The organism is Fervidobacterium islandicum (genome assembly GCF_000767275.3).
Taxonomy (GTDB): domain Bacteria; phylum Thermotogota; class Thermotogae; order Thermotogales; family Fervidobacteriaceae; genus Fervidobacterium; species Fervidobacterium islandicum.
This window is the reverse complement of sequence record NZ_CP014334.2, coordinates 1770978-1786527: the sequence shown is the minus strand read 5'-3', so window position 1 is coordinate 1786527 and position 15550 is coordinate 1770978. Positions and strand designations below refer to the sequence as shown.

The following is a 15550-nucleotide window of genomic DNA, read 5'->3' as shown; positions in this document are numbered from 1 at the left end:
AAGACATTCAAAAATTCAGGTCGAAGAACCTTCCGGAACTGTACTTTATTCTGGAAAGGTTTTCATCTTGAGCTGGTTTTCGAAATACAAAGAGATGCTCATGCATTATCAGATAAAAGTTGTGCTCTTGTACCTTCTTTTCCCAAAACGGTGTTGATGAGCAGTTGTGCTGAACCTTTATTATTTCTTCCTTGAGAACAAATCCGTTCTTCAAAAACAGAGTAGCTACATAGTAAGAAAGCGGTACGTAGTGACCATTTTTTCTCGTATCGCCAATCAATACGGCACAGTATTTATTCTGCTTTAAGACTCTGAAAAGTTCATGAACGACTTTTTCTAGCTCTAAGCAGAATGTCTTGACATCTGAGATGGTCGAGAGGTCACCAACTATGTTTCCGTTAGAGTATTTTATTATGTTTAAATACGGTGGGTGCAGTATTATAAAGTCTACAACTTCATCATTTAGGAAGCTCATTTTTCGAGCATCTCCAAGTAAAACTTCCGGTTTATAACAGTTATCACAGTTGAAATCTAAATTCTTCCTTGTAAGTTCCACACTTTCCGGATTTATATCTATACCAATTGCTTTTCGTTTCAGTAATTTCGCTTCTATCAAAGTAGTGCCGCTTCCCATCATGGGATCTAAAACCAAGTCACCTTCTTGTGTATACTTTAGCAATAGATTTCTTGCTACTTGTGGTGCAAAATTTCCTCTGTAGTTACCTCTATGAGTGCTCCATTTTCCTCTATCAGGAAAGGACCAAACGCTGGTGATTTCCGGTTTAAACTCTATTTCACGGCTTAGATCCCGCATATAATCTCCTCCAAGACTCCTTGTTGGACAAAATGGATATTCAAGACATAAGAAATGTTTTCAAAAGCTTTGAACAACTGATTCCTCTGTCCATTCCAAGCAGGTCCATCTGTTATCAGTATAAACTCAAATCCATATTTTTTTAGCTCATTTTGCCTTTCAATATACGAATCTATAATTTCCTGAGGTTTCGAGCCTGTAACATTGTAGAAGTTGACCTCGATATTTATTAATCTTTGAACATAACTGCTATCATCTTTGAAAAGTATGTAATCCGCTTTCCTGTTGAAAAGTTCACTGATATTTACACCAGGAACTTGTGAGAACTTTTTCTGAACCAGAAGATTGTATCCATATTTTTCGGCTATACTTTTAACAATAGGGTTTAAATATTTTTCAAGGAAAAACCCACTTCTATTCTTTCTGGCATTAGTATCCAGTCCAACCTCAACACCTACAAGATAGTCATACAAACTCTTGTCGGCAGTGTTGAGAAAAAAACTCTTTAACCCCGTCTTTTCAAAAAACTCAACGAAATAATTTATTTCCTGTTCGTTTAACGTGCGCACGGTGAAATCATACTCATCGATACGCAGTTCATTATGATCAGTATCAAGAAGCACTGAGATAGAATTCTCTCGAACGGCTATAAGCATAGGTATAACCGCAAGAACTTCAGGATACTTTCTAAGTATCTTCCTCAAATCGCTATCAAAGTCCGCTGAATGAATAAGCGTACTGAGAATATTTATTTCTATCCTATGTTTTTCAACGAATTCTTTCACCTTGTCCCAGTCAACAAAAAAGTTGTATGTCTTGTTAGTTTTAAGAATCGTTCCCAAAAATTTCTCTACAACATCTTTTGCATCCGAAACGTTCCATCCTTTGCGTCTTAGAATATCTATGTAAAGATTCTCCATACTTTTCCTCACCTTTCGTAGTTACGAATTATGAGTTCCATGATCGTTCCCCTGCCTTTAGCATCACTGTTTATGAATCTCTTTGCTGGAACTCTTTCAATGATAAACCCTTTGTAAAGTTTATCAAAGAAGTCATCGTTTGGGTTAACGTTTTTCGGATCTGAGTTACTTAGCAGAAGATAGGCACCCCGATCGTGCATTCTTTTGAAATATTCTGCGAGTCTTATCTGGTCCTCGTCTGAAAAGCCTTCTTCAGTGTAGCTGGTAAAACTTGAGGTCTTTGAAATTGGCCTGTATGGGGGATCGAGATAGACTAATGTACCAGGCCTGATGTATTCACTGCTCTTCTCAAAATCGCCACAAAAGACCTCTGTATCTTGCAAAGCCCAACTTGCTTGAATAATGTTTTCTGAATCGCAGATTTTCGGGTTTTTGTATCTGCCATGTGGTACGTTGAAATCTCCGTCTTTATTCAATCTGTACAGTCCGTTGTAGCAAGTTTTGTTTAGAAAAATCAAATATGCAACGCGAATAACCCATTCTTCGCTTGGTGCTGAATAATCAATCCTCTGCCGTTGAATGTTGTAGTCTTCTCTGACCTTATAATAAAAGTTTTTCTGTTCTTCCTCACCTAAAGACAGGTACTTTTCCTCCAAATTTTCAAGATGCTGAATCAACTCCTTTGGATAAGCTTGCACCACCTTGTAAGCTAATATCAGGTCTTTATTTACGTCAAACAAATAAGCTTTCCCTATTTTGTATCTTCCCTTCAAATAAAAGAAGAAAGCACCACCACCGACAAAGGGTTCGACGTATACATCTATTTTTCGAGTTTGCAATATGCTCTCGGGAAGACGTTTGTGTAATTCTTCCACAAGTTGAGACTTACCACCAGCCCACTTTAAAAACGGTTTGGCCTGAGGAAAAGAAATTACTTCATCTTTAAATAAAGGGTATGTAATGTGCACATATTCACCTACTTTCCACAACCAAGCGATATCGGTTCAATAAAAATTATACCACAAGCCCCGTGCAGGAAGGCTGTTGATAGAAGGGTACTTTCCCCTATTTCTCTAGAATCAAATAAGAATTATATAGTTACCTTGGAACAAATCTTCTACCAAATGACTAAGTTCGTAAAACACATTTCTGTTACCCCCTTAGTTGGCTATTTCCATCTCGCTATCGTTTTACTTATAACAATCGCCGTTGGAGTTTTCGTAAATAAGGGTAGGTTTTATAACCCGAAATAATTCATTGATTCAGTTTTTACAAGTTGTGATATAATTATTTATGACCGTGTAAAGATTATGTAAGCTAAAGGGAGGAAGCATTATGGGAAAGTTCAGGAAAAAAGGATTTGTTATTTTTACTCTCGTTTTCGTAATGGCATTCTTAATAAGCTGCATTAACAGACCTGACGAAACATCAAACAACGACGTAACGGTCACCGTCACAATACAATTTCCAACAACTTATACGATGAGTTTGTCAAATTCTGAACTTGAAAATTTCTTTGGAAAGAAGATCAACGCGTTTGAGGATGAGCTTCCCGTTAGCAACATATATTTGAACATTACCGATTCTGACGGAGTTAGACAGCATGAAGGAATATACAAACCCAATGAAAAAATTAGAGTTAAACTTTATGTTCAAAGCACTAAGAAATACACATTCAATGTTGAAATCGCCACAAACGCCACGATGTACACTAAGGAAACTGTAATAATGAAAGGTAGTGTAACAACAAGTTTATCCAAAGGTACAACAGTAAATATACCCGTCGATTTCTTGGACGGCTCTGTCTCTCTGAACGTCATAGTGCCAGATACCTGGCTTAACGAGTACGTTATTAAAGCTGTGGATATAACTATTCAGCACGCAGTAAAGGGAACCAAGAAAACGTTCACTAAAGCCGACCTGGATGCAACCCAGACAACCTTCGAAATTACGGACCTTTACCCAGGTTTGTGGCAAATTACGCAATCAGCAACTCTCACCAACACGACATATGGTAACATTTATCAAACGCAAAAAACAGGATATCTAATGGTTTATCCCTCGCTTAATATTCCATTTTCGACTAATATTAGTATATACAATGCTGTCCGTTTCAGCAAAACTCTTAACGGAAATGCGAAAAGCTCTGTCGCTGTTTCGAAAGATGGAACTATATACGTTGCAACTGACCAAGGATATCTCTACGCGTTTGCGGATAACGGAACAGAAAAATGGTCTGTGAGATTAACCACATCGGCAATTTACTCTGGTCCTGTACTCGACGAAGAAGGATACATATATGTTGGAGCAGAAGACAAAAAGGTTTACAAAATAGACCCATCGAACGGTCAGAAGATTTGGGAATATACCTCAGGTGGAAACGTTTCTTACGGTTTAGCTTTGGACAACTCACAAGTGTATTTCGGAGCTTCAGACGGGAATCTCTATGCTGTGAAAAGAGACGATGGACAATTGGTATGGACAAGATATTTGGGAAATGCGGGCTATTTTAGTCATCCTTCGATTGGCGATGACGGAACTGTCTACATAGTGGCTGGCAAGTTATACGCTTTCACTCCAGATGGCACTCTGAAATGGCAATTTAATGGCGATGGATATCTACAATATGGCCCAACAATTGATTCCGACGGGAAAATATACGTTGCAAGTGCTTATTACTTGTATGCTGTATCGAGAGATGGAAGAATGATATGGGAGCATCATTATTCATATTATTCTTCAAATTACAATAGCTCAGAACCAGTAATAGGTCTAAACGGACTAATGTATATATCTCGGCGCGATTATCTCTTATGTTTAAATACTTCAGACGGGAGTAAAAAGTGGGATTTTTACCTTTCATACTATGGCTATAGCAAAACACCTCTTGTAGATGAGAAAAACAGGGTTTATGTATTGGACTCCTATGGTGTCCTAAGAATATTTGATGGCGATAATGGTCAGAAATTATGGGAAAAAGACCTTGGAGATTCCGGTTACACATCACCTGCAATAAGCACAATTGGAGAAGAGAAAACGATATTAGTTGGTGTAGATAACAAGCTCTACAGTATCCACACACTCTCAAAAGGCCTTGCGAAAACAAATTGGCCAAAGATGTACAGAGATGAAGGTAATTCTTCCAACGTAAACACGGAAATCATAACTAGCGAGGCATCTATCACAACTTATGCCTACTTGCCCATAGTTCCACCCGTGACTAACCTTTCAGCTGAGTACGATAAATTCAATAAGAAGCTAAAAGTTTCTTACCAATGGAATATAACTTCAAGTGATTTTTACAGACCAAAGTTTCTTGTATATGCTAAACTTAAGGGCGAACCTTTATGGATTTATGTCGGTGAAACATCTAGTAAAACAGGTGTAGAGTTCTCAAACGTTTATTTTTTCGAACTTGAGAAGGTTGCGGTAAATACAGTTCTTGACTTAAGGGAGAGTGGATTTGTCATTTGCACACCTGTACTAAAGTAAATGAAGAAATTGAAAAATCGAGCGCAGCCAGGTGCTCGATTTTTTAATATTCTATTCCTTCCCTTGCCAGTACTCCTTGTTGATAGTAGTGCTTTATCTCCCTCATTTCGGTAACCAAATCTGCGACTTCTATGAGCTCTTGGGGAGCGTACCTGCCAGTGAGAACAACATCAATATGTTCTGGCTTGGTTTTTAATATCTCCAAAACTTCATCAACAGAGAAAAGGCGATAGTAGATTGCAACGTTCACTTCATCCATAACGACTAAATTGTATTCACCTGAAGATATCACGTTTTTCATCTTTTCAAGCCCTGCTTTTGCAAGCTTTATATCTTCGTCGGTCGGTTTATTTCTAATAAAACAATTCCGACCGTACTGTTCTATGACAAGGTTTGGTAGATAATTAGGAGCATCGAGCTCGCTGTATTTCATGCCCTTTATGAACTGCCCGATGTAAACTTTCTTTCCTGCGCAAACAGCTCTCAGTGCCAATCCAAAGGCTGCCGTTGTTTTGCCTTTTCCATTGCCGGTGTAAACGTGGATGTAGCCTTTTTCTCCAAAATTTGCCATCGTATCACTCCTTTTGTTGTTCCTTTTTCCACTCTTTCAGAAAGTCAAGAAGCTTGTCATTTGAATTTTCATCTTTCAAACCTATCCTCACACAATCTTTTATCCCGAAATCGTACATCCTTCTTGCGTGCATTTTCATTTTGTGCAATCGCTCGATGAAGTTCTCGACATTACCAACCTTTATGGTAATGAAGTTTGTCACCGATGGAAAAAGCACGTATTGTTCGAACTTTTGCCTTTCTTTTTTAAAATAAGACTGCGTGTTTTTGAGAAAGTTAAAATAAGAATCGATGTTTTTTATCAGCGCATCTAATATAGTAAACCCATCTCCACCAATACCCCAAGGCATTCGATACTTTTCAAATAAATTGCGAAACTCGATCGACCTGACATAACCAACTCTCACTCCAGGAAGTCCAAGTACCTTAGTAAAGCTCCGTACGATTATTGTATTTGGATATTTTTCAATACCTACGGATTTTCTTAGCTCTTCTGGTACAAAATCAACGAAGGCTTCATCTAAAACGAAAAGCACATCCGATCCGTAATTTTCCAAAGACCACCGCAACAGCTCTGAGTAGTCCTCGTACATACCGGTTGGGTTGTTCGGATTGCCGGTGATCAACACAACCTTGTTGAAGTTTTCCGTCAATTTTTCAATCGTTTTCTTTAAGATTTCGAGCTTTATCGTTCCGTGTAAAATGTAATTTACTTTCACAATTTCTTTAGCACCGAATCTGGCAACTCTTTCGTATTCGGTGTAATTTGGTTCGGGGATTAAAACTGTGCTATTATTCATCAATGTGAATGCTAAAATTTGAAAAGCTTCGGTAGCCCCGGCAAGAACAACGGCATCTTTTCCAAAATACTTTCTGAAATCTTCCTCTATCCATTCAACATAGGTGTATCTTTTCAAATTCTTTAGAGAATGGTTCAGAGCCTCAAGCAAAAATTCCGGGACAAAAGGATTAACCGAGATCGAAAAATCCACTATGTGTTCGTCTTTGATTCCACCGTGGAAATTTCTTAACCTTTTTGTATTGTTTGCCACACTAACACCACCACCGCCGTTGCCAAAATTAGAACTACAACCTTAGCGTAGAGTTTAAGCGCACGTTTTACGTCTTCTTTTTCAGGTAACCTTCCTTCAACTTTGTAATATCCCACTTTCTCGATACCAACTCCAAGAACACCGGCAAAAGCACTCATGGGATACATCGCGTTTATTTTGATTGCTCCGTACTTAATCATATTTCTCCATGCCCTGAGTGGGTTGAAAAACGAAATTACCAAGGCCGTGAGCCTTGATGGGACCAGATTGAGTAAATCGTCGGATCGTGCATGGAATTTCCCGAACCATTCGTATCTTTCGTTTCTGTACCCAAAAAGCGCATCGTACGTGTTGACAATGCGGTAGATCAAAGCTCCGGGCAAGTCAAAGAGTATGTAGAAAAACAATGGTCCTGTAATGCTATCTGAAATGTTCTCTGACAAACTCTCAATAGCTGCAGAATAAAGATGTCCCTTGGTAAGCTTTGATACATCGCGTGATACGATGTACGAAACGTTCTTTCTCAGTGTTTCTAAATCGTCCGTGTAACACCTTGACATGTGTTGGTAAAGGCTTTTAATAGAGAACGTAGATTTTAGAAGATACACCTTTATAGCAAATAATACTATGCCAAAAGTCGACGATTCAACCTTTCTAAAATGTAAAACAACCACTGCAATAGCGCCGAAAAAGAATATCTCAACCACCAAAGCAAAAGCTCCAGCTATGAACCTGAGAGCATTCTTTTTTTGCTGCGTAACTTTGTCGAACAACTTTCCGACAAATCCCATGTAGACGACAGGATGTAACTTGGAAGGATACTCCCCAAAAAGTAAGTCTATTGTTACTGCGAAAAGAAAAACATACACTTTATCTGACGAAGGACTCATTTCATTGATAACTCCTCGTACACTATCTTTTCGATTTTTGAAATATCGATCTGGTCTACCACGAACTCTGTGATCCTATCTATCTCTTCCATCAAAGCCTTCTTGTTCTCCAAATTAAACTCGCCTTGCTTTGTATCAATCACATCTTCGTCTGGGATTTTGTTTTCAAAATAAGGTATTGTGCCGAAATATTCGATCGAATATTTCTTAGCAAGCTCGTTTGGCGCGTCTTTTAGTAGCGACTTGTCACCGAAAAATTTGTTGAATAAAAATCCTTTGACAAGTTTTCTTTCATCTGGGCTCATTAATTCTAAAGTCCCCACAACCTGTGCGAAGGCTCCACCTTTTGAGATGTCGGCAATGAGTATGACGTTTGCAGCAACACTTGTTGCAATACGCATATTCACGATCTCAGTATCCTTCAAATTTGGCTCGATTGCGGCTCCAGCTCCTTCGATGATCACTAAGTCGTGGTTTTCGGATAGATTTTTAAGAATTTCTAACACTTTGGCAAGTAATCTCTCTTTTGATTCGTACATGTATTTTTCAGAACCCAGGTGACCGATGAATTCTCCCGTGAAGTAAACTTCTACACCATTATTTTCGGGAATTAGTAAGATTGGATTGTACTCCACCGATGGCTCTTTCTCACATGAAAGAGCCTGCAGGTACTGAGCGGTGGCTATCCTGCCGTTGTTTACCGGTATAAACTTTCTTGAAATATTCTGAGATTTAAACGGAACAACATCAAGACCTTTCTTTGTAAAGTATCTGCAGAGTACCATCGCTAACGTTGATTTTCCAACATTCGACATCGTACCAAGGACCATCAGATGCACAGTCAAGCCCCCTATCGAAATTCAAATGCACTCATTTAAAAACATACCCTGCCAATAGAACAACCATCTGAGCAATCAAGCACGTACCACCGAGCACATCTCCGGTGATTCCACCTATCTTCTTCTCAGAGATCTTAGAGACTGCAAATCCCACAAGCCAAGATAAAGAAAAGCTAACTAAGAATGCAATATAGTTGGTGAATATCAGCGGAGTGAGGAACATAGAGGCATAAAGAGTATAAAACTTTTCATAGGGAAATAGCACTGCACCGAGTCCTGTTGATTTCGCTGGTTTTGAAAAGACAAGGAGCACATCCATAGCGTACCTTCCGAAAACCGAAGCGAAGATGAAGTGATACCAATTCAGAGTGGGTAAAAGTTCGTAAAAAAGTATGACATAAAGCGTGCCGTAAAAAACAGCGAATGGGCCAACGTTACCTTTGGACATTATCTCAAGGCGTCTTTCTTTGTTCGATTGGTTCAAAAAACCATCAAGCATATCGAGTAATCCATCGAAGTGGAATAGATCAAAAAAGTAAAATCCCAACGCAGTTGAAAGGAACAAAATCGGCAGTTTGAAATCGCTGAACTGTTTTGAAAGAAAATTGCCAAGCCCGTAAATAAGCCCGGGAATGTACCCGACGGCGGGGAAGTATATGGGAACACGCTTTATTCTCGCTTCCCAGCTGTCTAAGTTTTTAATTTTCACCGGTATTCTGGAAATAAAGGACAAAGACAAGGCAAGGTCTGAGACGAAATCATACAATTTTGGCTTCTCTTCCATGATTTAAACTCCCCATCTGTTGTCTTTGAATTCGTTCCAAATCTTCAAGGATTCTTCGAGTTTTTCAGCATCGAATATCTCAAAACACAAATATCTGGTTTTGAATAACGTGTCAGAAAGCAATTCGTGTACTTTTTCAAGTGTTGCAAAATCAAGCACTTCGTGGTCTTTATCACCATTGACTCCCATCATGTGGATCTCGACAACGTTGTTCAAAAATTCTTGGTCAACTGGTATTCCCAAAAAGCAATGTCCGGTGTCAAAAACCGTTCTGGAATGTTTAAAGTAGTGCTCTTTGAGATTCTCAACGCTTATCTTTGGATGATTTAACAATAATTGGAGTTCTTTGCTTTCAAAATCCCCAGTGTCAAATTCTTCAAAAGGATGCACGACGTAGTTTTCGATTTCAAAGTTGTTTTCGAGGTATTTGAAAGCTTCGAAAACATTCGAAAGTGAATCAGTTGGCAGATGTGCGGTGTATTTTATACCCGTTTGCCTTGCGATCTCAAAGAGATAGTCTTTCTCTTTTTCAAGCAAATTGAACGTATCTTCGTCCCAAGTGTAGACGAGTAATTCGACAAACTGAATTGTTCTGAAGTTGCGAGTTATGTATTCGACATTTTCGTAGTAGGTACCCGGTATTATCCACGATGTTGTACCGATAAGTTGTTTTTCCAAATTTGTATGCACGAGCCCATCTCCTGTAGGCAGATTTTTTACTTAATTCTGATTTCTATCCCGGCCACAACAAGGTAAACTTCGCTTGCAAGTTTAGCTAACTTTGCATTCGTTTTGCCGAGTGTTTCCGCAAATTCCCTGGCTAATTTGTTTTCCGGTATTATTCCCCAGCCAACTTCGTTCGTAACAATAATAACTTCCGTTCTCATGGAAGCGAGAGTTTCAATGAATTTCCCAAGGTGCTCTTGTACGTTCACTTCGTAATAGTAAAGGTTACCGAGGTAAGTTGTGAGGCACTCAAAGACAACAACGTCGTACCTTCCGTCTATTGTTCGCAAGACTCGACTTACTTCCACGGGCTCTTCGTACGTATCAAAAAGGTTTCTTCTTTCCTCTTGGTGTCTTCTTATACGCTCTTTCATCTCCTCATCGAACGGTACACCCGTTGCCAAAAACGCACGGGTTTGGTATTTTAAAGCTTTATTCAATGCAACTGTACTTTTGCCTGACTTAATTCCACCTGTAACGAGTATCAAATGTTATCACTACCTTTAGAAACACCTGCACTCTCAAATGTTGCCATCTCTCTTATCATCTTGATAGCAGCCTCGATTAGAAAGATGGAGAGTGCGGCCCCAGTTCCCTCGCCAAGCCTCATATCAAGGTCGAGTATAGGCCTGAGTCCCATTTCATCGAGCAATATTTTGTGCCCCTTTACCATCGATTTGTGGCCAGCGAAGACAAAACCAGTCACTTTTGGGTTCATCTTCCATGCAATTAGCAAGCCTGCCGTTGTGGGAAAACCGTCCACAATCACAGGGATCTTGTGCTCTGTAGCTTCGAGAATGAAACCAGCCATCTCACCCATGCAAAATCCTCCGACTTTGTGAAGGATATCGATTGGATCTTCTTTTTTTGGATTATTAACTTCCAAAGCTCTTACTACCGCTTGTTTTTTTCTTTCTAAACCTTCACTGTCAAGAGGAGTGCCAATATCGAGAATTTCATCAATCGAAAAACCGAAAGCAGCAGCGATTGCGGTGGCGGTGGTAGTATTCCCTATCCCCATATCACCTACCACAAGCAGATCAGCACCTTCCTTAATTGCGTTTCGTGCTATCTTTCGCCCGAGTTCCAAGCTAGTATTTGCTTGTTCTATCGTCATTGCTGGTCCTTTTGTGAAATCCGCTGTGCCGTATCCAACTTTTGCGTTTATGAATTTCGGGTGAGCGATGTCAAAATCTCCATCCACACCCGCATCGACTACGTAAACATCCGCTCCTACGTGTCTTCCAAAGACGTTTATCGCCGCACCACCGTTTAGGAAATTGAGAACCATCTGATAGGTAACCTCTTTTGGATATGCGGAAACGCCGTTTTGAACTACCCCATGATCCGAAGCAAAGACGTAAACACGCTTATCTTTAGGCAGGTCCGGAATGACTTTGTTTTGGATAATCCCCATCTTCAAAGCGATTTCTTCCAAATAACCAAGACTTCCAACAGGTTTTGTGAGGTTGTTTAAACGTGAAATAATCTGTTCTCTGATACTAACATCCATAACGCAAGTCCCCCTTTTTTCTTAAGAATAAACAAAAAGCTTCCCAAATGACCCGAGTCATTGGGAATTGCATACCTGCAAGATCGGTCTCCCGGCTTGTGGATCGTCCTACTCTTCGCGCCTTCCCAGCCAAACGGCCAGTGGCATAGATGCGAATTTCGTCCCCACTCACGGTTGCTGGGCAGCCTCGGACTTTCACCGAAGTTCCCGGCATCATGCAGGCTGAATCTATTCATTTTTCATTTTTATTATTCTATCACATATATGTGGAAAGACAAAGTTCTTTTTTCATCATATGTTGTCCAAAAAACAAGAAAAATCTCTCTTTTATCATCGGGAAGGATGAATGATAAGTTATACTTGAAAGTACTTCGTGTTATAATTGAAAAGTGAAGCATTATTACAGAAAAAAGGAGGTTGAGGTGGAGATGAAGGCTCTAAAACGTGTATTTGATTTAGTACTCGTAGGAGTGTTATTTTTGCTTTTGATTACTCTCTTGGGCTCGTGTAATAAACAGTCCACACTTCGCATTTACAATTGGGCGGATTACATTCCAGAAGAAGTAATTGAACAATTTGAAAAGGAGTACAACTGCAAGATCATCTACGACACCTACGCTTCGAACGAAGAGATGTTCGCAAAAATCAAAGCGGGCGGAACTGGGTACGATATCGTCTTTCCTTCTGGTGATCACGTGAAGATGATGATAAACGAAGGGCTGTTAGAAAAGCTCGACTTGAACAAAGTCCCAAACTTCAAGAACATTGACCCGCTTGTATTAGCGAAAACAACGTACGATCCAAACCACGAGTATTCCGTGCCTTACATGATGGGAACTACTGGCTTAATAGTTAATAAGAAATATCTCAAAGACTACGAAAAATCCTGGAGCATATACGAACGTTCGGATTTAAAAGGCAAGATGACGCTTCTTGATGATATGCGTGAGGTCTTCGGAGCAGCGTTGAAATACCTCGGCTATTCTGTAAACACGACAAATCCAGAAGAGATAGAAAAAGCTAAACAAGTGATACTTAAATGGAAAGAAAACATCGTAAAGTTCGATGCAACTACGTATGCGCAAGGTGTTGTAAATGGCGAATTCTGGGTCGTGCACGGCTATCCAGAAAACGTCTTCCAGCTCATCCCCGAAGAGGAACGGGAGAATTTCGAATTCTTCGTTCCTAAAGAAGGCGGAACACTCTGGATCGATAATATGGTTATATTAAAAGATGCCAAGAATAAAGAACTTGCGTACAAGTTTATCGACTTCATCTTAAGACCGGAAATTGCTGCAAAAATCTCCGATTATTTAATGATCCCATCTCCTATAACAGATGCTGCAAAATATCAACAAGTAGAACCACTCTACACACTGAATCAACTAGAAAATTGCGAAATAATAGATTACATAGGAGAATACATTGATCTCTACAACAAAGCTTGGGAAGAGATAATAAAGTGAACAAAATGCTAACATTAAAACGGGGCTTGTGAAAAGCCCCGTTTTTTATACTCAGTCCGGTAGCACAAAATGAGACTGCTTATTGTAGAATTGTAGTAGAATCTGAAAACACTCCAGAAACACTCCAGAGGTGGTTGGATGATTAAAATTTTTAAAGAACAGGTCGAATCAGCTGTTAAGGTGTACGAGTTAGCCAGTGAACTTCAGAATATTGAAAAAGCACTAAAGAAGGTGAGAAACACTTTCCCAGACTTTACCGTCCAATCTGTACTTGTTAAGGTTGCGGTTGTGAACTCACTTTACAACACAAATATCTTTCGAGTATACGATGTCGCGCATCATATTTCAGAACTTATCGCACAAGATGGCATTGTTATTGAACCTGAATTTGTAGACAAATTGTCCGTTGTTGTCTTGAAAAACAACGGTGACGAAGGGAAGGAAAAGCACTACATCAGCTTCACTTCAGTTTTGGCACATACTTTCTTAAGCGAAAAGTTCCCAATTTACAATTCCGTTATAGCCCGCATGGTTGGATACCATGTGCATGAAGAAATTAAGGGCAACAAGAAATACGCCACGTACAGCGATTTCTACCATGATTTCTACATGCTTTTGAACTCGCTTGATTTCAAAACTTCTGTTTTTGATCTGCACAGGTACCTTTGGATTTCTGGTGAATACAGGAAATACAGCGGTTTCAGACCTTGGGAAAATCCAAACAACGAAATAAATCCTGACTTAAAGAAGGTGTTTAAGAAAAAAGGCGAGGACATACAATTGCTATTAAAAGACCTGGTAAAAGACCTTTACGGCCCTCTTTTCTTAGAATGAATCAACTCTCCATTCACCTGAATATAGAGGTCAACAAAATCACTAATCCGAATATTGAAATTCCCAAAACAACATTCATCCATGTTGGCAAACCTGAAAGTCCGTAGAAAGCTCTTATTTCTGGCAGGATTTTGAAAACGTTAATTATATCCTCCATCGTGAATCGTTCTTTTGTACCAACAGCAACAAATAGATTTCCAGCTTTCCCATCTGGTGGAAAAAACGCCACCAAATAGTACCTTCCAGTCTGCGGCAAAGTTATCCTCTTTGTTAAATGTATCCACGAATTTGTATCGGTTACAGGCTCATAAAAGGCTGTTGGTGATTCCTTAGATTTGCAAACAACTGCTCCCATTTCCGCTGGAATTTCAAATGGCAAACCATCAACTTTTGGAAACCCCGGACCTATTATTACGACAGCTGGTCTTAGCTGTATGTACTTATCCTCTTTAGGAGTGCCTACTTGGAAGTATAACTCGTCTCCTCCCTTGCCTTCAAATGTCATCCAGAGAAAAGAGTTGTCTTCCTTGAAGACTTTGTATAAAACCTGAGATATATCGATATTCTTTATCGGAATAGCTTCAGCCATGTTTGAACCCGAAAGATTTGAAACAATAGGTGCATGCGCAAATAGAACCAAATTCGGAAGGAAAAAAACTAACAAAATCAAGCTAAACACGTTTTTCACTGCCACCCCTCCAAAAAGCTACCATTCTCTAATTTGCCAGGAGGCTATTTCCAGAAATCAAAGGCAAAGTTCCTAATCAGCCATCCAATTTCCTTTGGCTTTTCGACAACGACCGCATGACCTGAGTCTGGAATGGTTATATGCACTCCCTTTTTCAAACTATTGTGTATTTCTTGGCTAAAACTCTTTGGTTTTATTCTGTCAAATTCCGCAGAAACAACGACTAACGGAAATTCTACATCCTTTATCCTGTTGAGAAGGTCATAGCTATTCAGGTTCAGAAAAGCATCAATTAATCTTTCCGCACCACGATAGTTAAAGCCATTAAGTCTTGAAGAAATGATTTGCACTAAGTTATCGAAGGAATTTATATACTTTTCGCTGTACACATCGGTAAGCCAGCTGTGAACAAAACTCTCCGGATTTCTTGTTTTTGCGCCATCTTTCCATCTCATAGCTTTGCTTTCCATAACTTTGTCCGTACGAGCGGTTGAGGTTATAATCATCATCGATTCAATGTATTGTGGATAAAAAACCCCAAAAAGCATTGCAACCTCTCCACCATAAGAGGTCCCTACAAACTTTGCTTTCTTTATCCCGAGATGGTCGAGTAATTCTTTCAAATCCTGCACGTGTCTTTCAAACGAGCATTCTTTAGTCTCTTCGCAATCAGAATCCCACTGACATCGGAAATTGTGGAAAAGCAAAGGCATCTTTTCTGAAATGTCTTTCGTAAAAAGTTTCCAAGATTCGTAGTGCATAAAGATTCCGTTGAGGAACACTAATGGAATTTTGTTGGTATGTTCAAAAGCTTTGGTGATGTAATACTCGTACTTTATTCCAACGCCATCGCTTGTTATGAAAGTATTTCCCATGATTAATCAACTCCTTTCAAATAAGACACTTTGTGTGCTATAATTTTAAAAAGTGAAAACATGGTTTTACTTCGTTTGTGTAGGAGG

At 39.4% G+C, this 15550-nt stretch carries 16 protein-coding genes and 1 riboswitch; of the genes, 3 read left to right on the top strand and 13 right to left on the bottom strand.

Annotated features, from left to right (window positions below; all coding sequences use genetic code 11):
- Window positions 1-7 precede the first annotated feature (7 nt).
- The 3 genes from NA23_RS08595 to NA23_RS08585 are packed head-to-tail and all read right to left on the bottom strand — an operon-like array spanning window position 8 to window position 2702.
- On the bottom strand, window positions 8-814 hold the full coding sequence (locus NA23_RS08595) for a TRM11 family SAM-dependent methyltransferase (protein WP_033192238.1): 807 nt from the start codon (window positions 812-814) through the stop codon (window positions 8-10).
- The gene (locus NA23_RS08590; RefSeq protein WP_033192237.1) at window positions 802-1734 is read right to left on the bottom strand and encodes a type II restriction endonuclease; all 933 of its coding nucleotides are present in this window, start codon (window positions 1732-1734) and stop codon (window positions 802-804) included. The genes NA23_RS08595 and NA23_RS08590 overlap by 13 nt, the downstream gene beginning before the upstream one ends.
- 8 nt (window positions 1735-1742) lie before the next feature.
- On the bottom strand, window positions 1743-2702 hold the full coding sequence (locus NA23_RS08585) for a DNA adenine methylase (protein WP_203225712.1): 960 nt from the start codon (window positions 2700-2702) through the stop codon (window positions 1743-1745).
- Between the two features lie 367 nt (window positions 2703-3069).
- On the opposite strand from NA23_RS08585, the gene NA23_RS08580 reads away from it, so the two are divergent.
- A complete protein-coding gene (locus NA23_RS08580) occupies window positions 3070-5226 on the top strand; it encodes an outer membrane protein assembly factor BamB family protein (protein ID WP_033192235.1) in 2157 nt (718 codons plus the stop codon).
- A gap of 43 nt (window positions 5227-5269) precedes the next feature.
- On the opposite strand, the gene cobO is transcribed toward NA23_RS08580, so the two are convergent.
- Genes cobO through cobT form a run of 8 tightly spaced genes read right to left on the bottom strand, consistent with a single transcriptional unit; the run spans window position 5270 to window position 11600 of the window.
- A complete protein-coding gene (gene cobO / locus NA23_RS08575) occupies window positions 5270-5797 on the bottom strand; it encodes a cob(I)yrinic acid a,c-diamide adenosyltransferase (protein WP_033192234.1) in 528 nt (175 codons plus the stop codon).
- 4 nt (window positions 5798-5801) lie between these two features.
- On the bottom strand, window positions 5802-6848 hold the full coding sequence (locus tag NA23_RS08570; protein ID WP_033192233.1) for an aminotransferase class I/II-fold pyridoxal phosphate-dependent enzyme: 1047 nt from the start codon (window positions 6846-6848) through the stop codon (window positions 5802-5804).
- A complete protein-coding gene (cbiB, locus tag NA23_RS08565) occupies window positions 6824-7738 on the bottom strand; it encodes an adenosylcobinamide-phosphate synthase CbiB (RefSeq protein WP_203225711.1) in 915 nt (304 codons plus the stop codon). Before cbiB ends, NA23_RS08570 begins: the two co-directional genes overlap by 25 nt.
- Window positions 7735-8568: a nucleotide-binding protein gene (locus tag NA23_RS08560; RefSeq protein WP_236938701.1), complete on the bottom strand. Its 834-nt coding sequence runs from the start codon at window positions 8566-8568 to the stop codon at window positions 7735-7737. Before NA23_RS08560 ends, cbiB begins: the two co-directional genes overlap by 4 nt.
- A 40-nt stretch (window positions 8569-8608) precedes the next feature.
- Window positions 8609-9361 carry an adenosylcobinamide-GDP ribazoletransferase gene (locus NA23_RS08555; protein ID WP_033192231.1) on the bottom strand — a complete coding sequence of 251 codons (753 nt, stop codon included), beginning with the start codon at window positions 9359-9361 and terminating at the stop codon, window positions 8609-8611.
- A 3-nt stretch (window positions 9362-9364) separates the two neighbouring features.
- Complete coding sequence (gene cbiR, locus NA23_RS08550) at window positions 9365-10051, bottom strand: cobamide remodeling phosphodiesterase CbiR (protein WP_236938356.1); 687 nt, start codon at window positions 10049-10051, stop codon at window positions 9365-9367.
- 26 nt (window positions 10052-10077) lie between these two features.
- Window positions 10078-10575 carry a bifunctional adenosylcobinamide kinase/adenosylcobinamide-phosphate guanylyltransferase gene (locus NA23_RS08545; protein ID WP_033192230.1) on the bottom strand — a complete coding sequence of 166 codons (498 nt, stop codon included), beginning with the start codon at window positions 10573-10575 and terminating at the stop codon, window positions 10078-10080.
- Window positions 10572-11600 (bottom strand): nicotinate-nucleotide--dimethylbenzimidazole phosphoribosyltransferase, encoded by a 1029-nt coding sequence (gene cobT / locus NA23_RS08540; protein WP_033192229.1) that lies wholly within the window; start codon window positions 11598-11600, stop codon window positions 10572-10574. The genes NA23_RS08545 and cobT overlap by 4 nt, the downstream gene beginning before the upstream one ends.
- 64 nt (window positions 11601-11664) lie before the next feature.
- Window positions 11665-11833, bottom strand: a riboswitch (cobalamin riboswitch).
- A gap of 195 nt (window positions 11834-12028) precedes the next feature.
- Between cobT and NA23_RS08535 the strand changes: the two genes are divergently transcribed.
- Complete coding sequence (locus NA23_RS08535; protein ID WP_033192228.1) at window positions 12029-13066, top strand: extracellular solute-binding protein; 1038 nt, start codon at window positions 12029-12031, stop codon at window positions 13064-13066.
- Window positions 13067-13204: 138 nt separating this feature from the next.
- Window positions 13205-13900, top strand: coding sequence for a hypothetical protein (locus tag NA23_RS08530; RefSeq protein WP_033192227.1), 696 nt, complete (start codon window positions 13205-13207; stop codon window positions 13898-13900).
- Between the two features lie 13 nt (window positions 13901-13913).
- Here NA23_RS08530 and NA23_RS08525 read toward each other — a convergent pair whose 3' ends face one another.
- Both NA23_RS08525 and NA23_RS08520 read right to left on the bottom strand, forming a co-directional pair.
- Window positions 13914-14588, bottom strand: a complete 675-nt coding sequence (locus tag NA23_RS08525) for a hypothetical protein (RefSeq protein WP_033192226.1) — start codon at window positions 14586-14588, stop codon at window positions 13914-13916.
- A 44-nt stretch (window positions 14589-14632) separates the two neighbouring features.
- Entirely contained in the window at window positions 14633-15463 is an 831-nt protein-coding gene (locus tag NA23_RS08520) for an alpha/beta fold hydrolase (protein ID WP_033192225.1), read from the bottom strand.
- Between the last annotated feature and the right edge of the window lie 87 nt (window positions 15464-15550).